We start from the raw sequence: 19341 nt of genomic DNA, 5'->3' as shown, positions 1-19341 counted from the left end.
TACAGTTCAGGTTGCTGCTGGCTTCCATGATCACCGCCAACCAGCGATCCCCGATCACCGTCGCCCTGGCCAAGGGCGCCCTGCTGAAGGATTCGGTACGCCGTTTCGCAGCGGCCGGCCTGGATTTCTCCGATCTGCTGGACGAGGACAACCGCCTGTTGATGGTGCCGAGCCGCTGCGGCACGGCCAGGGCCCTGCTGGTGCGCAATGCCGATGTGCCTGTGTATGTGGCCTATGGCCAGGCCCAGCTCGGGGTGGTGGGGTACGACGTGCTGCGGGAGCACCAGCTCCCTGTGGCCCAGCTGGTGGACCTCGGCTTCGGCGGCTGTCGCATGGCGGTGGCGGTGAAAGCCAGCAGCGGCTACCGCCGGGCCGCCGATCTGCCGGCCCACTGCCGCGTGGCCAGCAAGTTCACCCGCTGCGCCGAGGCCTTCTTCGACCAGCTGGATCTGCCGGTGGAGCTGATCCACCTGACCGGATCGGTGGAGCTCGGTCCGATCACGGGCATGTCCGAGGCGATCGTTGACCTGGTGGCCACCGGCCGCACCCTGCGGGACAACGGCCTGGTGGCGATCGAGGATCTGTTCACCAGCACGGCCCGCCTGATCGGCCATCCCCTGGCCCTGCGCCTCGATGACGGGACCCTCCAGGGCCTGGTCGAGCGCGTCGCCGCCATCCAGGTCTCCGTCCGATGAGCAGCCTCGATGGCCAGCGACTGCGGCGTCTCCTGCCCTATCTGGGTCGGGATCGCAAGCGTCTGCTGCTGTCCCTGGTGCTGCTGATCCCCCTGGCCCTGGCGGCCTCGGTGCAGCCGTTGCTGGTGGGCCAGGTGATCTCCAAGCTCCGGGGCGAGGAGGTGCTGTCCTGGCTGGCTCCCTTGCCGGTCCCGGTGGCCCTGCGGTTGCTGGTGCTGCTGCTGCTGGCGGCGGTGCTGCTGCGGCTCTCCCTGCAGGGCACCCAGACCTACAACGTGCAGGTGGTGGGTCAGCGGCTCACCGCCCGCATCCGCGACGACCTGTTCCGCCACGCGATGGCCCTGTCGCTGCGTTTCCACGACCGTACGCCGGTGGGCAAGCTGCTCACCCGCCTCACCAGCGACGTCGATGCCCTGGCCGAGGTGTTTGGCAGTGGTGCGGTGGGGGTGCTCTCCGATCTGGTCACCCTGCTGGTGATCGGCCTCACCATGCTGTCGATCGAGTGGCGGCTTGGGCTGCTGCTGCTGGCCAGCCAGGTGCCTGTGACCATGGGGGTGCTCTGGTTGCAGGGCCGTTACCGCAAGGCCAACTACCGGGTGCGGGAGGAACTGGGCCAGCTCAACGCTGACCTGCAGGAAAATCTCCAGGGACTGGAGGTGGTGCAGATGTTCCGGCGGGAGGCCGTCAACGGCGAGCGTTTCTCCCACACCACCGACGCCTACCGCCAGGCCGTCACCGGCACGATTTTCTACGACAGCGCCATCTCGGCCTTCATCGAATGGGTGGCCCTGGCGGCCGTGGCGATGGTGCTGGCCCTCGGCGGCGCCATGGTCACCGGTGGGGCCATGGGCCTGGGCACCCTGACCACCTTCATCCTCTTCTCCCAGCGGGTGTTCGACCCCCTGCGCCAACTGGCGGAGCGCTTTACCCAGATCCAGGGGGGGCTCACCGCCGTCGAGCGCATCGGTGAACTGCTTGAGCAGCCGATTGAGATCGCCGATCTACCCAGCAGCCAGCGCAGCCGCGCCGCCGTGCTGTCCGGTGCCGAACGCTTCAGCCCCGGCGCGGTGGAGTTCGAGAACGTCTCCTTCGCCTACCGCCCCGACGATCCGATCCTCACCGATCTCTCTTTCCGCATCGCAGCAGGGGAGCACGTGGCGATCGTGGGTCCCACTGGGTCCGGCAAGACCACCGTGATCCGGCTGCTCTGCCGGCTCTACGAACCCCAGCAGGGCAGCATCCGCCTCGATGGGGTGGACATCCGCGAGCTTCCCATCGCCACCCTGCGCCGCCGCCTGGGGGTGGTGCTGCAGGACACGTTCCTGTTCAGCGGCAACGTGGCCGACAACCTGCGCCTCGATTCCGACATCAGTCAGACCGATCTGGAGCGGATCTGCGGCGATCTCGGCCTCACCCCCCTGCTGGGCCGGCTGGGGGATGGCCTGGCCACCGAGCTGCGCGAGCGGGGCGGCAATCTTTCCTCCGGCGAACGCCAGCTGCTGGCCGTGGCGCGGGTGGCGATCCGCGACCCCTCTGTTCTGGTCATGGATGAGGCCACCGCCTTCATGGACCCCTCCACCGAGGCCACCCTGCAGCGGGATCTCGACACGCTGCTCAGCGGCCGCACCGCCATCGTGATCGCCCACCGGCTGGCCACCGTCGAAGCCGCCGATCGCATCCTGGTGTTGCGCCGCGGTCGTCTGATCGAGGAGGGCAACCACCGTGAGTTGCGTGCCGTCGGGGGGCTCTACGCCCAGCTGGCGGAGTTGCAGGAAAAAGGGCTGGCCACGCTCTGAGGCCCTTGGGTCTGGGTGGGCAGTTCCAGGTCCTGCTCCAGCCAGGTGCCGATCAGGGCGGCCAGCTGGCGCGGTTGTTCGCCCATCGGCAGGTGCCCAAGGCCGTTGAGGATGGCGAGCTGGTGATCGGGGCTGTAGCCGGCCAGGTGGCGCACATAGCGGGGCTGCATCACCTGGTCGCGGCTGCCGGCGATCCACAGGCTGGGCACCTGGAGTTTGGCGGCGAGCCGGGGCAGCTGGCGCACGGCGCCCCGGTTGGTGCTGCAGGCCAGCAGTCCCCGTGCGGCGCGGCCTTCGGCCACCAGCGGGCTGCGGATCGCGTCTGTACCGGGCAGCTGGGCCGCCCAGACCGGTCGCCAGCGCAGAAAGGCGGCCCCTCCCCGGCGGACCCGGGCGAAGGGCCGCGGCTGATACACACCGCCCCCCACGGCGATCTGCACCAGGCCCCGCAGCTGCTCCCCCAGCAGGGGCGCCGCGTGCAGCGCCAGGCTTCCCCCCAGGGAGTGGCCCACCAGCACCACTGGTCGGCCGGCGGCTTCCTGTTGGGCGGCCTCCGCCAGCCAGCGGCCGTAGCTGGCCAGGCTGGCCTGCAGACCCCGGGGCCGCACGGTGCCGCCGAAACCAGGCAGATCGGGGCACCACAGCGACCAGCGCGGCGCCAGTTCCTGCCTCAGGGGATGCCACAGCCGGCCCGCCAGCAGCCAGCCATGCACGCCCACCAGCAGGGGCCGATCGGAGCTGGTGGAGGAGAGGCTCAGGACGGTCGTCGGAGGGATTCCCTACCCTGCCGTAGTCCAGCCTGCATCCGTCAGGATCTTCAGAACGCGTAGCCCCCACGCCGTGCCCGAGACCCTGCCGTTGATGACCGATCTCTACGGGTCCGCGCACCGGCTCTGCGCCACCCCCAATCCCAACCTGGAGCTGGTGCTCAGCCAGGCACGCCCGATCGACCTGATTGAACTCGAGGCGCTCTGCGACGCGGTGGGCTGGAGCCGCCGGCCCCTGCGGCGGGTGCGCAAGGCCCTCCAGCACAGTCTTCTCCAGGTAGGGCTCTGGCGCCATGACGCCCGCTTGCCGCGGCTGGTGGGCTTCGCCCGCTGTACCGGCGACGGGGTCGTGGAGGCCACTGTCTGGGATGTGGCCGTTCATCCCCGCTACCAGGGGGCCGGCCTGGGCAAGGAGCTGATGGACTATGTGCTCGAGCAACTGCGGTCGATGGGGATTGATCGGGTCAGCCTGTTCGCCGACCCCGGCGTGGTGGGCTTCTACGCCGCTCAGGGTTGGGAGCTGGAGCCGCTGCAGCGCCGCTGTGCCTTCTGGTATGCCCCCTGAGCGGCGGGGCCGTAGTAGCGCTCGGCGAGCTGCGCCGCTGGCGCCCCACGGCGCCAGGCGCGCCTGAGTCGGGCGTTGGCGAGCACCGTCTGCCACACCCCCAGCCGCTGCCAGCGCCGGCCGTTCACGCGCATGGCAGGGGCGAGGGTGCCGATCCTGGCCCGGCGCCGCAGGCGCTGCACGAACTCCAGATCCTCCATCAGCGGCAGCGGCGCCACCCCACCGGCGGCGTCATGGAGCCGCCTGGCCAGCAGCAGTCCCTGGTCGCCGTAGGGCAGCTGGCGCCAGCGGCTGCGCAGCTCCACCGCCAGCTCCACCAGGCGCAGGGCCGGCCCTGCGCCGGCGATGCGCAGCCGGAAGGCCCAGGCGCTGGTCTCGCCGGCCGCGATCGCCGCTGTGATGGCCCGGGCCCACCCCGGTGGCAGACGCACGTCTCCGTGCAGCAGCAACAGCCAGGATCCGGCGCTGTGGGCCACTCCGGCGGCCAGCTGGCCGCCTCGGCCGCTGCCGTCGTGGAGCACCCGGGCGCCCGCCAGGGTGGCCAGCTGCGGGGTGCCATCCCGGCTGCCGCCATCCACCACCAGAACCTCCAGCACCAGCTCGGGTGCCGTGGCCAGATCCGCCAGCAGGGCGGGCAGGCCCCGGCTCTCGTCGCGGGCGGCGATCACCACGCTCAGGGGTGGCCTCATCGCCATGGGTCCAGGTCGGCAGGGCGGTCGAGATCGTGGCGCTCCGCCAGCAGGGCCGTGGCCAGGCCGGCCTGCCCTGCCAGCCGCAGGGTCTGCGCCAGCACCCGGTCGCTGCCCCAGTCGATGCCCGCGAACAGCTGGGGCGCGGCCCGTCGCCGGCCGATCAGCCAGTACCCCCCGTCGCTGGCGGGGCCCAGCACCACGGGGCTGTGACGCAGCGCCCGGAAGGCCTCCAGCAGATCCTCGGCCGCCAGCGCCGGCAGGTCACTGCCGATCAGCACCACCGCCGCCGCCCCCTCCCGGCAGCCCCGCAGCATCTGACGCTGCATCCGCAGCCCCAGGCTGCCGCTGCCTTGGTCCACAACCCGGTCGACGCCGAGCAGGCGGCCCCAGCGCCCGGCGGCCCTGGGCCCCAGGCCGCTCGCCGCCAGCACCAGCTCCAGTCCGCCCCCATGGCCCTCGGCGCCTGCGGCCGCCGCCATGGCCTCGCGGGCCTGGGCCGCCGCCGCCAGCCCGTGCTGGGTGAGGCGGGCCTGGATGGCAGCGGCCCTGGCCCTGCCCACACCTGGCACGAGTCGGCTCTTGCAGCGGCCCGGCGCCGGCCAGCGGGCCAGCATCACCAACTGGGGTGGTCCATGGCCCCGGTCCCTGGTCGGTCTCAACCCTCGCGCGGCAGTTCGGCGGGGCGGAGGGTGAGGTTCTGCCGGGAGCCGTTGCGCAGCACCGTGATCGCCAGCGGCTCGCCCACCCTGCCCCGATCCACGCCCAGCTGCACCTCCGAGGCGTTGCGGACCGCCTTGTCACCCACTTTCTCGATCAGATCGCAGGGCTTGAGCCCGCCCTGGGCCGCCGGGCTGTTGTCCATCACCTCGACCACCACCACACCGTTCACTTCCGGCAGGCGACACTCGCTGGTGGTGGCGTTGATCTCCTTGGCCAGCTGGGGGGTGAGGGCCTGGAGGCGCACACCGATGTAGGGATGGCTGGCATAGCCGCGCTCAAGGATCTGGGCGGCGATCTGCCGGGCCGTGTTGATCGGGATCGCGAAGCTCAGCCCGGCCCCCGGCGCCTGGCGAATGGCGGTGTTGATGCCGATCACCTGGCCGCGGTCGTTGATCAGGGGCCCGCCGCTGTTGCCGGGGTTCACGGCCGCGTCGGTCTGGATGTAGGGCACCCGCTGGCCCTCACCCACGGCGTTGGTGCGCTGGATGGCGCTGATGATCCCGGCCGTCACCGTGTTGTCGAGGCCGAGGGGGTTGCCGATGGCGATCGCCAATTCCCCCGGCCTGACCTTGTTGGAATCGCCCAGGGTGGCGACCGGCAGCTTGGAGGCCACCACCTTGACCACCGCCACGTCGGTGAGGGGGTCGGCCCCCAGCACCTTGCCGGTGAAGCTGCGGCCGTCGGGCAGGGTCACGCTCACCTCGCTGGCCCCCTCGACCACGTGGGCATTGGTGAGCAGCACCCCGTCGGAGCGGGTGATGAAGCCCGATCCCTGGCCCTGCTGCTGCTGGATGGCCGGACCCCGCCCGAAGATCCCCCCCATGGGGTTCACGGTGCGCTTGACCGTGTCGATGCGCACCACGGCCGGGCCGGCCTTCTCGACGGCGTCCACGATCACGGAACTGCTGGGCTGCAGCATGGGCGCCGGTGACGCATCGCTGATGGGGGGCTGCTCGGGCTTCGGCAGGCCCGGCAGGGCCAGACGGGTGCTGGTGCAGGAGGTCAGCAGGCCTGCCGCGACCGCCAGGAGGGTGAGGCGGGACAGGAAACGGGGCTGAACCATCGGAGGCGGACGCGCGTCGCTGAAGGATGCATTAAAGACGAACCTCCGGGCGCGGGATGCCTATATTCAGCCTTCGCGTCGTGGGCTCCTGGTGCAGCAGGGTGATCAGCTGTGGCACCGGGTGAGCCAGGATCTTCAAGGCAGGCTCAGCAAACCGACCTACGAGACCTGGATTCGTCAGGCGCGCTGTCGTGACTTCCGTGACGGCCTGCTGCGGCTCGAGGCCCCCAACAGCTTCGCTTGCGGCTGGCTGCGCAAGAACTACCTGGTGATGATCGCCGCGGTGGCCAGCGAGCATGCCGGCCGGCAGGTGCGGGTCGAGGTGGAGGTGGCTCCGGATGCTGAGCCCCTGGGCGGGGCGCTTGAGGTCGTCGGCGAGAACGGTGGCGCCCTGCCGCTGCCGGCGGTGGAGGCTCCCGTGCGTTCGGCGGGTGGGCTGGCGGGTGGTGCGGGTGGAGCTGGCCCCAGAACCGTACCGGCCCCCCTGCGCCCCGGGGCGGGCCTGAACACCCGCTACGTGTTCAACCGCTTCGTCGTGGGCGCCAACAGCCGCATGGCCCATGCCGCCTCCCTGGCTGTGGCGGAGGCCCCCGGCCGGGAGTTCAACCCCCTGTTCATCTGCGGTGGGGTGGGGCTGGGTAAGACCCACCTGATGCAGGCCATCGGCCACTACCGGCTGGAGATCGATCCGGACGCCCGGGTCTTCTATGTCTCCACCGAGACCTTCACCAATGACCTGATCCAGGCGATCCGCAAGGACGGGATGCAGGCCTTCCGGGATCGCTACCGGGCGGCCGACCTGATCCTGGTGGACGACATCCAGTTCATTGAGGGCAAGGAATACACGCAGGAGGAGTTCTTTCACACCTTCAACGCCCTGCATGAGGCCGGCCGTCAGATCGTGATCACCAGCGACCGTCCCCCCAGCCAGATTCCCAAGCTGCAGGAGCGGCTGATTTCCCGCTTTTCGATGGGCCTGATCGCCGACATCCAGATCCCGGATCTGGAAACTCGCATGGCGATCCTGCACAAGAAGGCTGAGGCGGAACAGGTGGCCTTGCCCCGGGCACTGATCCAGTACATCGCCGGACGCTTCACCTCCAACATCCGGGAACTGGAAGGCGCCCTCACCCGGGCGGTGGCCTTCGCCTCGATCACGGGCCTGCCGATGACGGTGGAATCGCTGGCGCCGATGCTCGATCCGATCGGTCATGAGGTGGCGGTCACCCCCCAGCAGGTGCTGGAGAAGGTGGCCGAGGTGTTTGAGGTGCGCATCGAGGAGATGCTCAGCCCCAGCCGCAAACGGGCCGTCAGCCAGTCACGCCAGGTGGGAATGTACCTGATGCGCCAGAACACCAACCTGTCGCTGCCGCGCATCGGCGAAGCCTTCGGCGGCAAGGATCACTCCACCGTGATGTACGCGGTGGAGCAGGTGGAGAAGAAGCTCAGCACCGACCCGTCCCTGGCGCGGCGGGTGCAGCAGGTGCGGGATCTGCTGCAGATCGCCTGTCGCCAGCGCCGCTGAGCGTCAGCCGGCGCCGGTGAGGGGCTGGGCCGGATCCAGCCCTTCCACTTCCCCATGGAACACCCGGCTGGCGGTGATGTCGTCGGCCTCAATCGTCATCAGGTCGGTTTTGGTGAGGGCCCGGCCCATGCCGCTGAACAGGCGGTTGGCCTGGCGCATGCGGGCCCGATCGATGGCGTTGCGAATCGAGCGGGCATTGGCGAAGAAGGGCAGCTGCATGCGGCGCTGGATGTACTCGGCGAAGGCCGCGCCCGCTTCCGGGCTGAAGCGGTAGTTCTCCGCCGCCAGGATCAGCTGGGCGATCGCCAGGAGTTCCGGCGCGGAGTAGTCGGGAAAGTCGATGTGGTTGGCCACCCGCGAGGACAGGCCTGGATTGCTCTGGTAGAAGATGTCCATCCGCTCCTTGTAACCGGCGAAGATCACCACCAGATCGTTGCGGTTGTTCTCCATCACCTGCAGCAGAATCTCGATCGCCTCGGCGCCGTAATCGCGCTCGTTCTCGGGCCGGTAGAGGTAGTAGGCCTCGTCGATGAACAGCACACCGCCCATCGCCTTTTTCAGCATCTCCCGGGTTTTTGGCGCGGTGTGGCCGATGTACTGGCCCACCAGGTCGTCACGGGTGGCCGTCACCACGTGGCCCTTGCGCACGTAGCCGAGCCCGTGCAGGATCTTCGACATGCGCGCCGCCACCGTCGTCTTGCCGGTGCCGGGCCGGCCGGTGAACGACATGTGCAGGCTGGGGGGCGCCGTGTCGAGCCCCACCTGGGTGCGGGCCCGGTTGATCACCAGCAGGGCGGCGATCTCCCGGATCCGGGCCTTCACCGGACGCAGGCCGATCAGTTCCCGGTCGAGCTGGTCGAGACCCTCCTTGATGCCGGCGGCGTCGTAGGCCGCCCGCAGGTCCACCAGCGTCGCCTCCTGGGCCGCTGCCGCCCCAGCGGCGTCGGCATCGTCGTCGCTAGAGGAGCCCATCGATGGCCTTGGCGAAGGTTTCCTCCGGTTCACCGATGGGGTCATCGTCGGCTTCGGCGCGCACGGTGAGGTTCACGTAGGTGCGCCCGAAGCTGATGTCGGGGAAGCGGCCCTCCTGCTCCGAGAGGCCGTTCAGGCGCTCCAGGAAGGTGCGGGTGCGTTCGTAGTCGTCGAACTCGATGCGGCGCTCGAGCCGATCCGGTCGGGGCCGCCGGGTCCAGGGCTGATCCATGGATGCGACCCTAGATCAGCCGGGATCGTCGAGACAGTCGGTGCGAGCCACGCAGAGGCGCGCGGCCCAGGCGGCGGCGTAGGCCCGGTTGGCCGCCTGCTCCGTCGGGACATCGCTCTCGAGCGGATGGGGGAAGGTGCCGGCAATGGCGGCGTTGGTGACGCAGAACATCGCCTTCTGGAACGTCATGCAGATCTTCACCCGCACGTCCCCGGCACCGCGGATGCCGGCCAGGTAGGTGTGGTGGAGACGGTCGGGAAGGTGGCGGTACATGTCCTGCATCAGCAGGCTGGGCGGGATCCCCGAGCCCATGGTGGGCAGCGGGTCGGCGTAGAGGGCGCCGTACCTGAACTGGGCCTGGTCGGGGGAGATCTGCTGGGCCTGGGCGTTGAACGACACCGTGCCCAGGAACGGGGTGCCGCGCAGGAACACCGCTTCCACGTAGGGCACGGCCACATCCATCAGGAAGGTGAGGCCCGCCTCGGGGGGGAGCACCCAGAAGCTGGTGCCGGCGATCTCCACCGCGTAGGTGATCGGTGCCCCGGCTGCCGCCACCAGGCCCTCCTTGATGAAGGTGACCACCGCGGCGATCGAGTCCACCCGCCCATCCCGCTCGGCCCGGGCCAGATCGATGAACAGATCACTCATCACCCGCCAGAACTGGCCCAGGGCGTGGGTGGTGGCCGCCGAGCGGATCAGTTCGCTCAGGAACTGGGGGAACAGCGGGTTGAGCGCCGCCAGCAGGGGGTCGCGGCGGGTCTTGTGGGCGACGATGGCGGCGCAGTTGGCCGCAAAGGCCTCGCTGTCGAGGTAGGCGTCGAGGCCACCGGTGCCATGCCACAGCATCGCCTTCTGGCAATACTCCGCGTATTCGAAATTGATCCGGTCGTGCAGCAGGTGGCGCCAGATCTTCGCCGGGCTGTGGTCACCGTCGAGGAAGCGGAACACCGGGAAGGGATTCAGGAACTGCTTCTCGGCCTGGTAGATCAGATTGATGCTGTAGGCATCCAGCACCTCCCCGTAGCTCTCCAGCACGTCCACCACCTGGCTCAGGTGATCGGGGGACTCGGCCAGCAGGGTGTGTCCGGCCAGCAGGGTCTCCACCAGGTCGTCGCTGGAGGGCAGCCCGCCGCTGAAGGTGAGGGGCGGTTTGGGGGAACGGGGGATCGGTCTCATGACAGCAGCCCTCCGCCCTGGATCGCCGCCACCAGAGCCGGCAACTGGGCCATGGCGGTGGTGGCCTGTTCGCTCAGCCTGCCCAGCCCCCAGGGCAGCACCCCCAGGCCCACCACACCGCTGGCCAAGGCCAGGGCAGGCAGGGTTTCGCGCAGGGCCACCGCCGGCAGGCGCACTTCGAGGCGGGAGTCGGCCACCGCATCAGCGCTGGGTGGGGTCACCGCCAGCCGACCGAAGAAGGCCCGGTTCACGAGCAGCAGGAAGTACACCGCCGTGAGGCCGGAGCCCACCATGCACAGCAGGGTGGCCACCGGGAAGGCGGCGAGGCTGCCGCGGAACACCAGGAATTCGGAGATGAAGCCGGCCATGCCGGGCATGCCGGCGCTGGCCATCACCCCCAGGATCATCAGGGTGCCGGTGAAGGGCAGGCCGCGCTCGGGGTTGAGCAGGCCGCGCAGCACCTCCAGATCCCGGGTGCGGGTCTTGCGGTAGACCACGCCCACCAGCAGGAACAGCAGGGCGGAAATCAGGCCGTGGCTGACCATCTGGAAGACGGCCCCCAGCAGGCTGACGGGGGTGGCGGCCGCCGCCGCCAGCAGGATGTAGCCCATGTGGCCCACGGAGCTGTAGGCCACCATCCGCTTCATGTCCCGCTGGGCGATGGCCGCCAGCGAGCCGTACAGCACCGACACCGCCGCCCAGCCCGCCAGAGCGGGCGCCAGCAGGGCCCAGGCCTCCGGGAACATCCCCAGGCAGAAGCGCAGCAGGCCGTAGGTGCCCAGTTTCAGCAGCACGCCCGCCAGCAGCACCGACACCGGCGTGGAGGCCTCGGTGTGGGCATCGGGGAGCCAGGTGTGGAAGGGCACCAGGGGGATCTTGATGGCGAAGCCGATCAACAGCGCCCCCAGCAGCACCAACTGGGTGCCCATGCCCAGCTGGGCGGTGGTCACCGGGTGGATGCCGAAATCGGCCTGGCCGGTGACCAGGGCGAGGCCCAGGAAGGCGCCCAGGATCAGGAAGCCTGAGATGGCCGTGAAGATCAGGAACTTGGTGGCGGCATAGCCCCGGTTGGCGCCGCCCCAGATCGAGATCAGCAGCCAGAGGGGAATCAGCTCCAGTTCATAGAAGAGGAAGAACAGCAGCAGGTTTTCAGAGAGGAACGCCCCGTTCACCGCCCCGCTGATCCCCAGCAGCAGGGCGAAGTAAAGGCGGGGACGCTGGCTGAGGTCGCGGGTGCAGATCGCCGACACCAGGGTGAGGGCGGCGTTGACCAGCACCAGGGGCATGGCCAGGCCGTCGACGCCCAGGCGGTAATCGAGGCCGATGCTGTCGACCCAGGCGAAGGACTCCTGCAACTGCAGGCCCGGATCGCTGACATCGAAGGCCAGCAGCACCCGCAGGCTCCAGAGCAGCTGCAGGACCAGCAGGCCGAGGGCGGCGCGACGGATGCGCTCGGTGGCCAGCTCCCCCGGCCAGCAGAGCAGGCCGAGGGCGCCGGCGAAGGGAATCAGCAGCAGGGCGCTCAGCATGGTTCCGGCTCAGCCCCCCAGCCAGGAGAGGCTGCCAATCAGCACCACGATCGCCGCCACCACGGTGAAGACGTAGGTCTGCAGGCGTCCGCTCACCCCAAGCTTGAGGCTTTCAGCCGAGGCCATCGAGACTCCGGCGATGCGGTTGACCAGGCCGTTCACCACCAGCTGGTCGAAGCCGTTGGTGATTCGGGCCAGGCCGGCCACGAAGGCCACGATCGTGGCCCGGTAGATGCGGTCGGTGTAGAAGTCGAAGGCCAGCAGGTCCTGCAGCAGGCGAAGGGGCCGTAGCACGGAGCGGGACCAGAAGGTGTCGAGGGGGATCAGGCTGCCGGCCAGAAGACCGGCCAGGCCGCTGCCCACCAGCGCCAGGGCGGTGACGCTGGAGAAGGCCCCGATGCCGGGAACCCGGTCGATGCGGGCCATCACCAGGGGCGTCACCAGCACCAGCACCGCGACGGTCACCATCGGCAGGGCCATCAGCCAGTTCACCTCGGGGGTGCGGCGGGTCTTGGGGTGGGGGGAGCCCAGGAACACCTGGCGGTACACCCGCGTCAGGTTCAGGGCCGTCAGGCCGTTGGTGAGCAGCACCACGGCGGCAAAGAACGGGGCCCTGGAGCTCAGCCCCTCCACCATCAGGCCGAAGCTCCAGAAACATCCCAGGGGCAGCAGGCCGGTGAGGCCGGCCGCCCCCACCAGAAATCCGGTGGTGGTCGCGGGCATCCGCGACCCCAGGCCGCCCAGTTCGGTGAGGTCCTGGCAGTTGGTGGTGGCGATGACGCTGCCCACGCTCATGAACAGCACGGCCTTGGCCAACGCATGGGAGAAGAGCAACAACAGGGCGATGAAAGGCTGCTGCAGGGCGATGGCCACGAACACCAGCCCCAGGTAGGAGGTGGTGGAGTAGGAGCAGGCCCGCTTCAGGTCAACCTGGGCGATGGCCACCAGGGCACCGCCCAGCGCACTGATGGTGCCGACCGCCAGCAGCACATCGATGGCCAACGGCGAGATCAGCAGCAGCGGCATCAGCTTCAGCAGCACCACGGCGCCGCAGGTCACCACCACGGAGTTGCGCAGGATCGAAGCCGGGTTGGGGCCCTCCATGGCCTCATCCAGCCAGAGGTGCATCGGAAACTGGGCGCATTTGCCCATCGGTCCGGCGATCAGCCCCAGGCCCAGCAGGGTGGCCCCCAGGGCCGGCAGGGTTTCGCTGGCGGACCAGGCGTACAGGTCGATGAATTCCAGGGATCCGGCCCAGGCCGACAGGGTGACCACCCCCATCAGCAGCAGCACATCCCCCACCCGCTTGGTCAGGAAGGCATCGCGGGCGGCGGTCACCACCAGGGGCTGGGCGTACCAGAAGCCCACCAGCAGGTAAGTGGACAGGGTGAGCATCTCCAGCAGGAAATAACTCATGAACAGGTTGCTGCTCAGCACCACCCCGGCCATGGCCCCTTCGAAGAACCCCAGCAGGGCGTAGAAGCGGGCCAGGGACCATTCCTTGTCGAGGTAGCCCAGGGCGAACACCTGGCCCACCAGACTCATGAACGTCACCAGTTCCAGGGCCGCCAGGTTGGTGAGGGAAAGATCGAAGCCGATGCGCAGGTCCAGGTCGGCCGCCGCGAACCAGGCGATGTCGAGATGCTGGGGGCCGAGGGCCAGCACGGCACGCAGCACGAGGCTGCCGTGCAGCACCGCCAGCAGGGTGACCAGCAGGTTGAGGTAGGCGGCCGGACGGGGGCCGTTGCGTCGGATCCAGCCGGTCGCCCAGGGCAGGGAGAGCAGCATGCCGCTGAATCCGTAGAGGGGGATCAGCCAGCTGAGCTGGATCGACAGGGGAAGGGTGTCCGGCAAGGGGAGGGACGTCAGAAGGTGGCCCTTTGCAGGGACCGGGACTCGGCGGTGACCAGGCTGCCCAGCCAGGCCGCCAGCGCTTCCCCATGCTGCTGTTCTTCGTCCCTCAGGGTTCGGAAGAAGACTTCATTGTTGCGATCGCCGATCAGCAGACAGAAGCGCGTGGCTTCGGCGTAGTGCTGGATCAGATCCTCTTCCAGGACAGCATCGAGCCGCAGCAGGCCCACCAGATCGGCAGCGTGGCCCACGGGCCGCAGCTGGGACGCGGCCGGGGCCACCCCCAGCTGGAGCATGCGCTGCACCAGCCGTTCGGCATGCCGCAATTCTTCGATCGTTTCCTGGCGGAAGCGTTCGGCGGCCTCGGCCTCGCCCCAGAGCTCCACGAGGGAGGCCTGGGTCATGTACTGCTGCACGGCGGACAGTTCGAGACTCAACGCGCGGCCCAGGTAGCCGAGGACGCGCGGATGGGCGGCGTCCATGGGGATCAGCCCCTGCGACCGACGCCGGAGGCCGCCAGGGCAGGCTCCACTTCGCTGTGGGGGCGGGCGATGATGTGGGCGGCCACCAGGCCGTCGCCCACCCGCTCGCAGGCATCGGCGCCCGCCCTGACGGCCGCGTTCACGGCGCCGGTTTCGCCGCGCACCATCACGGTGACGTAGCCGCCACCGACGAATTCGCGGGCGATCAGGGTGACTTCCGCTGCTTTGGTCATGGCGTCCGCCGCCTCGATCGCCGGCACCAGGCCACGGGTTTCGATCAGACCGAGGGCGATGCCGTGGATGGTGGGGGCCATGGGGGGGGTACGGGGAGTGGGGGTCGTGGGGGGGGTGCCGGCTCCACCGCTGCCGCGGCGGCTGGGGCTGGAGGCGCTGGAGCGGGCGGTGGTGGTGGGAGTGCGGCGCGGCTGGCGGGCCGGCGCGGTGGAGCGGGCCGCCCGGGGGGCCTTGGTGGCGGCCGCCGGCTTGGGGTCCGCTGGTTTGGCCACCGATTGGAGCACCGGATTCCCAGCCGCCGGTGGCAGGGCCGGTGGGCTGCCGCCGCTGCCAGCAACGACAGGTAGATCCGCCGCCGGTGGCGCCGGGGTGGGAGCGGCCGGCGTGGGAGTGGCGTCGGGACCGGTGCGGGGGGGGCGGCTGGCCATGGGACGGGCGCGGGGAGGAGGAACTGGAGGGGAGACGATCGAAAGGAGGCAGGCCGCCCGGTGGCGGTACCCCCCGGCGCCTACCCGTCCGGCTCCCAGAAATCGATGATGCCGCCGATGGTGAGGTCGGTGTGCGTCTCCGGGTTGCCACAGGCGAAGCGGGCGGCCGAACCACTGGCGGTGAACACCCAGTTGCCGGGGGCGGCACCGACGGGATCCACCGCGACGCTCAGCTTTCCCTTGGTGCTGCGCAGCACCCGCAGGTTCCAGTGTTCCAGGCCGGGGACCCGCTGGGAGCAGACCAGGGAGCCGGTGACCTGCATGATTTCCATCAGGCGGCTCCTCCCTGGCTGGTCGGGGTGGCGGCCGGGGGTGGGCTGGCCTTGCCGGCATCGGGATCCCAGTGGTCGATGATCCCCACGATCGTGAGATCGCTGGGATAGGACTTGCTCCCCGCCGCTTCCCGGGCCGCCGAGCTGCCCACGCAGATCACCCAGTCGCCCGGGATGCAGCCCACCGCGTCGACGGCCACCTTCTGGGTGCTGCCGTCCTGGACCACCTGCAGGTGCTTGTGCTCGAAATCGGGGATGCGGTTGGTCGAGACCAGGGGTTTGACCACTTTGCAGATCAACATGGTCAGTGCCCTCCTGCGGTGGTGAGGCTGATGCTGGAACCTACCGCCTCGGCGGGCGTGTGCCGTTCCTGGTCGCGCACGGTGAGCAGGGCATGCAGCAGGCCCTGGGCGAAAAGATCCGGGTAACGGTTCTCGATCGCTTCCTGCACCCGCCGGGCATGGCGCACCGCCCGCTCCCGGGCACCGGGCACCTTGCCGTTGTAATCGAAGCGCACCACCACCGGCACCGGCAGGCCACGGGACACATTGAGCCCCTTGAAGATCTTCACGCCCACGTCCATGTCGGGGGCCCCTTCCTCAACGGTGTCCATGTAGGCGAAGTAGGTGAGGTTGCGCAGGTGAATCTCCTTGAAGCCGATGCCCACGCCGATGAAGCGCTCGGCATGGCCGGCATCGGCGTAATGGCCGTGGTGGTACTGGCGCACGTAATCGATCTGGGAGATGTTGTGCTCCAGCAGCCGGGCGATCAGGCGCACCATGCCCGGATCGGGGCTGCTGGCTGCCGCCGCCGTGGCCAGCTCAGCGATGCGGCGCCGGGCTTCCTCGGGGTGCAGCTGGCGCGTCGCTTCGTACACCGTGGTGGCATCAAGCCAGTGATCCAGGCGGGTGCTGCCGTCCATGCCCGGCACATGCACCCGGATGGCGTCGGTGTCGGTGTCGATGCCCAGTAGCAGCAGGTCGACGGAGGCGCCGCAGCAGAAGCTGTTCTCCACCGCCTGCTGGAACTCCATCAGCCGCGCACGGCCGCAACTGGCGGCCAGGGCGTCGTCGCTGCCGTGGGCCGCACAGCCCTCGTGGGAGGGGTCACGGGAACTGAAGTGGTACAGCACCACCTTCAGGTAACGGGTGTCGTCGTGGGCGGGGTTGGGAACGCCCTCCCGGTAACGGCGGTGTTCGGTCTTGACCCAGCGGTTGACCGTGTTCTCCACATCAAACAGGGCGCCGGCATGGGGCCGGCGACGCACGGAGCTGAAGGGCAGCCGCAGGGCGAAGGCGATGGCATGGGCCAGGCGTCCATCAGCGCACGGGGTGGCATCCAGCAGGTGGAAGCCGCAGGAGAGCAGGAAGGCGTTGAATTCCTCCGCCGCCGGGCTGCCGGGCTGGCCGTGCAGGGGATCGTCGCTGAAAAAACTGTCGCTGGTCTGCTCGTAGGTTTCGAAGACGCACCAGGCGAACAGGCTGCGCATGTCGAGCTGGCTGACCCAGGCCTTCTCCAGGATCGGCAGGGGCAGGCTGAAGCCGAGTTCGGCCTGGGCCAGGGCCTGGGCGCGCTCGACGAAATCATCCTCGTGCTGCAGGGCCGACAGGCGCTTGAGCACGGGCACGATCCGATCAAAGGCGTCCTTGACGCCCCGGTCGTAGCTCTCGAGGGCCGCGTTGGCGGCGCTGTCCGTCAGCGGATGGAGGCCTGCGGCCCCCTGCCCGAGCCGGACGGCCGCCAGGCGCCGGGGGAGATCGGCGCCACCGGGAGCATCAGGCCGGCGCCGGGGGGCGCTGGGAGCAAGGGGACGGATGGTGGGGGCCGGGCGGCGAGGCATCAGGGATCAGCCCCGGGCTCCGCCGGAGATCGTGATCAGGGAACCGGAGTTGGTGCTGCCGCTGGATCCGGTGATCTTGTTGGTGGGTTCGGGCAGGTCCTCGTTGCGCTTGCTCTGGAAGCCGGGCATGGCCGCCATTGGACCGACCCTGCTGGGATTGCGGCGGCGTGCCGAGGCCCCCTCGGTTCCGGTCACGTGCTTGCCCCGTCCCCAGTCATCACCGGTGATGTTCAGGCCGGCGGAGCGGCCCTCGCCGGTGACCCGGGAGGTGGGGCGGGCCTCTTCGTCCACGCTCACCGGCGCGGCCGTTTGGCGCGGCCGGACCGGCGCCGGCCCGCGCCGGTCGAAGCGGAACTGTTCGGTGCCGGTCACCTTGTCGGCGGCCATGTCGAAGGGGCCGGTGATGCGGTTGCCCTGCTCGTAGCTGTTGCCTGTGACGCCACCGGGGCGCTGGCGGGAGGTCTGGGCGGTGTGGGCGGCCCGTGCCGGTGACTGGACGCTGAACTGCTGCCAGGGCTGCCCGGTGAGGGGCTGGGGAAAATCAGCATCCTGGGTTGAAGCGGCGCCGCAGGCCTCGGCCAGCTGGTCGCCACCGATGTAGGGGGTGCCCGTGATGTCTTCGCAGGCACCGCGTTCGGCGCCGGTCATGACGCCGCCGATGCCGGGCTGAAGGCCGGTCATCACGGTGCCCATGCGGGCGGGGGTGCGCTGGCGGATCTCGGCCACCCGGTCGGAGGAGCACCAGGTGCCGGCCTGTTCCATGCCGGCGTAGGGGGTGCCGGTGACGGCCTTGCAGGTGCCGGGCTCATCCCCGGTGACCTTCTCGGAACGGCCGGTGCGGGTGCCGCTCACCACCAACGCCTTGTTGGTGACACTGAAGCCGACCTTGGCGGCTTCCGGTGCCGGCTTGGTGCCGCAGAACTGCTCGAACTGCTGGGTGCCGATGTATTCGTCGCCGGTGACCAGACGGCAGGAGCCCGGCTCGTCGCCGGTGACGTGCTCACTGCGGCCCACGTGGGTGCCGGTGATCCCGGTGCCCCGCAGGGTGTGCAGGCTGCTGACCTTGGCCGGGGCGCGCCCCGGCACCTGGGCCTGGTCGTCCATGTATTGGGTGCCGGTGAGCTGGCGGTTGGAGCCAGGTTCGTTGCCGGTGACTTTTTCGGAGCGCTCCACGCTCACCCCGGAGACCGGCCGGCCTTCGACGGTGCGGGTGAACCCGACTTTGCGGGGGGAGGGGGCGGGGGCGGAGGTGCCACACCAGGCGGCGCTCTGGTTGGCGGAGATGTATTCGGTGCCGGTGATGGTCTTGCAGGTTCCCGGCTCGTCGCCGGTGACTTTCTCGGAGCGGCCCACTTCGTTGCCCGTGACCCGGTTGCCATGGCTGGTGGCGCTCACCCTCACCTTGGCGGGCTGGAGCGGGGTGGGTTCGCTCTGGCAGAAGGTGCGGAAGATCTCGGCGCCCATGTACTCGGTGCCGGTGACCGGACGGCAGGTGCTGGCCTCGTTGCCGGTGGTCTTGAGGGAGCGGTTCGCCTGGGTACCGGTGACCACCTGGCCACGGACCGTTTCGCTCACACCCACCTTCCAATGGGCATCGGCGGCAGCGTCGATCTTGGCCTGGCCGCGGCGGGGGCCGGTGGGACGGGAGCCACCGCTGCGGGAGCTGCCGGCGGAGCCCACCTTGCACTTCAGTTCGCGCACCTTCTGGGCCAGCTCGCGGCTGCTCATGTCGGGGTTCGACTGGCGCGCCACCGAGGCGGCGACGGCGCTGGTGGGGGCGCTGGCGGATTTGCCCCGTTTGGAGAGGGCCTCACGGCGGGCCATGACGATGGCCCGACTGGGGTTGTGCTGGGCGGTGCGCTTGGCGACGCCGCGGCGATCGCCATTGCGGGCGTTGCGGTTGGCCAGGGAGGCCCCGAGGCCGGCGGCGTTGCTGCTGCTGGCGGCCACGGCCGCCTTGGCGTCCTTGCAGCCGCAGGGGCGGTCACTGGCGGCGGCCACCACAGGGCTGGCGGACCCATTGGCTTTGGTGGCGCGCATCACCTCCTGACGGGTGCGGTCACTGGAGGTGTCGGCGCGCTTGCCGCGGCGGGACAGGGCTTCACGGCGCTCCAGCACCAGATTCCGGCTGGGGTTCGCCAACGGCTTGGCGTTGCTGCGATGGCCGGAGCTGGACGCGGAGGTGAGCGAAGCGGACGCCCGGCGAGGCGTGGCGCTGCTGCGTGGGGCGGCCTGGGCAGGGGCCGGTGCGGGACTCACCGCTTCGGGGCTGGTGCGCTGGGCATCAGCGGCCGTGCGCACCCGACCCGGGGAGGACATGAACTGGGCGGAGGCTTTCTTGCCGCCGTTGGTGAGGGCCTTGCGGCGCTCCAGAGCTGCTTCCCGACTGGTGGTCTTGGCCATGTCCGCCCCGTGAATGGATGATCAAAAGTGATGGACCCC

19 protein-coding genes are annotated in these 19341 nt (G+C 69.8%); 4 read left to right on the top strand and 15 right to left on the bottom strand.

What is annotated here, in order from left to right:
* The first annotated feature begins 26 nt into the window (after positions 1 to 26).
* A complete protein-coding gene (gene hisG / locus KBZ33_RS03735; protein ID WP_254950263.1) occupies positions 27 to 695 on the top strand; it encodes an ATP phosphoribosyltransferase in 669 nt (222 codons plus the stop codon).
* The gene (locus KBZ33_RS03730) at positions 692 to 2491 is read left to right on the top strand and encodes an ABC transporter ATP-binding protein (RefSeq protein WP_254950265.1); all 1800 of its coding nucleotides are present in this window, start codon (positions 692 to 694) and stop codon (positions 2489 to 2491) included. The genes hisG and KBZ33_RS03730 overlap by 4 nt, the downstream gene beginning before the upstream one ends.
* On the opposite strand, the gene KBZ33_RS03725 is transcribed toward KBZ33_RS03730, so the two are convergent.
* Positions 2443 to 3210, bottom strand: coding sequence for an alpha/beta fold hydrolase (locus tag KBZ33_RS03725; protein WP_254950266.1), 768 nt, complete (start codon positions 3208 to 3210; stop codon positions 2443 to 2445). The two genes, KBZ33_RS03730 and KBZ33_RS03725, sit on opposite strands and share 49 nt — an antisense overlap.
* Positions 3211 to 3352: 142 nt before the next feature.
* Here KBZ33_RS03725 and KBZ33_RS03720 point away from each other — a divergent pair, with 142 nt between their 5' ends.
* A complete protein-coding gene (locus KBZ33_RS03720) occupies positions 3353 to 3823 on the top strand; it encodes a GNAT family N-acetyltransferase (protein WP_254950618.1) in 471 nt (156 codons plus the stop codon).
* On the opposite strand, the gene KBZ33_RS03715 is transcribed toward KBZ33_RS03720, so the two are convergent.
* From KBZ33_RS03715 to KBZ33_RS03705, 3 genes are read right to left on the bottom strand one after another with little or no spacing between them, the layout of a single operon-like run.
* On the bottom strand, positions 3766 to 4518 hold the full coding sequence (locus tag KBZ33_RS03715) for a TIGR04283 family arsenosugar biosynthesis glycosyltransferase (RefSeq protein WP_315859128.1): 753 nt from the start codon (positions 4516 to 4518) through the stop codon (positions 3766 to 3768). The two genes, KBZ33_RS03720 and KBZ33_RS03715, sit on opposite strands and share 58 nt — an antisense overlap.
* Positions 4509 to 5174, bottom strand: coding sequence for a TIGR04282 family arsenosugar biosynthesis glycosyltransferase (locus tag KBZ33_RS03710; RefSeq protein ID WP_254950270.1), 666 nt, complete (start codon positions 5172 to 5174; stop codon positions 4509 to 4511). The genes KBZ33_RS03715 and KBZ33_RS03710 overlap by 10 nt, the downstream gene beginning before the upstream one ends.
* A complete protein-coding gene (locus KBZ33_RS03705) occupies positions 5171 to 6298 on the bottom strand; it encodes a trypsin-like peptidase domain-containing protein (RefSeq protein ID WP_254950272.1) in 1128 nt (375 codons plus the stop codon). The genes KBZ33_RS03710 and KBZ33_RS03705 overlap by 4 nt, the downstream gene beginning before the upstream one ends.
* Before the next feature lie 91 nt (positions 6299 to 6389).
* Between KBZ33_RS03705 and dnaA the strand changes: the two genes are divergently transcribed.
* Positions 6390 to 7823, top strand: a complete 1434-nt coding sequence (dnaA, locus tag KBZ33_RS03700) for a chromosomal replication initiator protein DnaA (RefSeq protein ID WP_396107872.1) — start codon at positions 6390 to 6392, stop codon at positions 7821 to 7823.
* Between the two features lie 3 nt (positions 7824 to 7826).
* On the opposite strand, the gene cbbX is transcribed toward dnaA, so the two are convergent.
* The 11 genes from cbbX to KBZ33_RS03645 form a co-directional block, all read right to left on the bottom strand.
* Positions 7827 to 8795, bottom strand: a complete 969-nt coding sequence (cbbX, locus tag KBZ33_RS03695) for a CbbX protein (RefSeq protein ID WP_254950274.1) — start codon at positions 8793 to 8795, stop codon at positions 7827 to 7829.
* Entirely contained in the window at positions 8782 to 9027 is a 246-nt protein-coding gene (locus KBZ33_RS03690) for a 4a-hydroxytetrahydrobiopterin dehydratase (protein ID WP_254950276.1), read from the bottom strand. Before KBZ33_RS03690 ends, cbbX begins: the two co-directional genes overlap by 14 nt.
* Positions 9028 to 9042: 15 nt before the next feature.
* Positions 9043 to 10203, bottom strand: coding sequence for a CO2 hydration protein (locus KBZ33_RS03685; RefSeq protein ID WP_254950277.1), 1161 nt, complete (start codon positions 10201 to 10203; stop codon positions 9043 to 9045).
* Positions 10200 to 11732 (bottom strand): NADH-quinone oxidoreductase subunit M, encoded by a 1533-nt coding sequence (locus KBZ33_RS03680; protein ID WP_254950279.1) that lies wholly within the window; start codon positions 11730 to 11732, stop codon positions 10200 to 10202. Before KBZ33_RS03680 ends, KBZ33_RS03685 begins: the two co-directional genes overlap by 4 nt.
* A gap of 9 nt (positions 11733 to 11741) precedes the next feature.
* Positions 11742 to 13586 (bottom strand): NAD(P)H-quinone oxidoreductase subunit F, encoded by a 1845-nt coding sequence (locus KBZ33_RS03675; RefSeq protein ID WP_254950280.1) that lies wholly within the window; start codon positions 13584 to 13586, stop codon positions 11742 to 11744.
* Positions 13587 to 13597: 11 nt separating this feature from the next.
* On the bottom strand, positions 13598 to 14065 hold the full coding sequence (locus tag KBZ33_RS03670) for a ferritin-like domain-containing protein (RefSeq protein ID WP_254950281.1): 468 nt from the start codon (positions 14063 to 14065) through the stop codon (positions 13598 to 13600).
* Positions 14066 to 14070: 5 nt separating this feature from the next.
* Positions 14071 to 14727, bottom strand: coding sequence for a BMC domain-containing protein (locus KBZ33_RS21585; protein WP_315859127.1), 657 nt, complete (start codon positions 14725 to 14727; stop codon positions 14071 to 14073).
* Between the two features lie 80 nt (positions 14728 to 14807).
* The gene (locus tag KBZ33_RS03660; protein ID WP_254950282.1) at positions 14808 to 15059 is read right to left on the bottom strand and encodes a carboxysome peptide B; all 252 of its coding nucleotides are present in this window, start codon (positions 15057 to 15059) and stop codon (positions 14808 to 14810) included.
* On the bottom strand, positions 15059 to 15361 hold the full coding sequence (locus KBZ33_RS03655; RefSeq protein WP_254950284.1) for a carboxysome peptide A: 303 nt from the start codon (positions 15359 to 15361) through the stop codon (positions 15059 to 15061). Before KBZ33_RS03655 ends, KBZ33_RS03660 begins: the two co-directional genes overlap by 1 nt.
* A gap of 2 nt (positions 15362 to 15363) precedes the next feature.
* Positions 15364 to 16899 carry a carboxysome shell carbonic anhydrase gene (locus tag KBZ33_RS03650; protein WP_254950285.1) on the bottom strand — a complete coding sequence of 512 codons (1536 nt, stop codon included), beginning with the start codon at positions 16897 to 16899 and terminating at the stop codon, positions 15364 to 15366.
* A 6-nt stretch (positions 16900 to 16905) separates the two neighbouring features.
* The gene (locus tag KBZ33_RS03645) at positions 16906 to 19302 is read right to left on the bottom strand and encodes a CsoS2 family carboxysome shell protein (RefSeq protein WP_254950287.1); all 2397 of its coding nucleotides are present in this window, start codon (positions 19300 to 19302) and stop codon (positions 16906 to 16908) included.
* Between the last annotated feature and the right edge of the window lie 39 nt (positions 19303 to 19341).

This window comes from Cyanobium sp. Cruz-8D1, assembly GCF_024345975.1.
Lineage (GTDB): Bacteria > Cyanobacteriota > Cyanobacteriia > PCC-6307 > Cyanobiaceae > Cyanobium.
The sequence above is the reverse complement of the archived record's forward strand: the minus strand, read 5'-3'. Positions and strand labels throughout refer to the sequence as shown.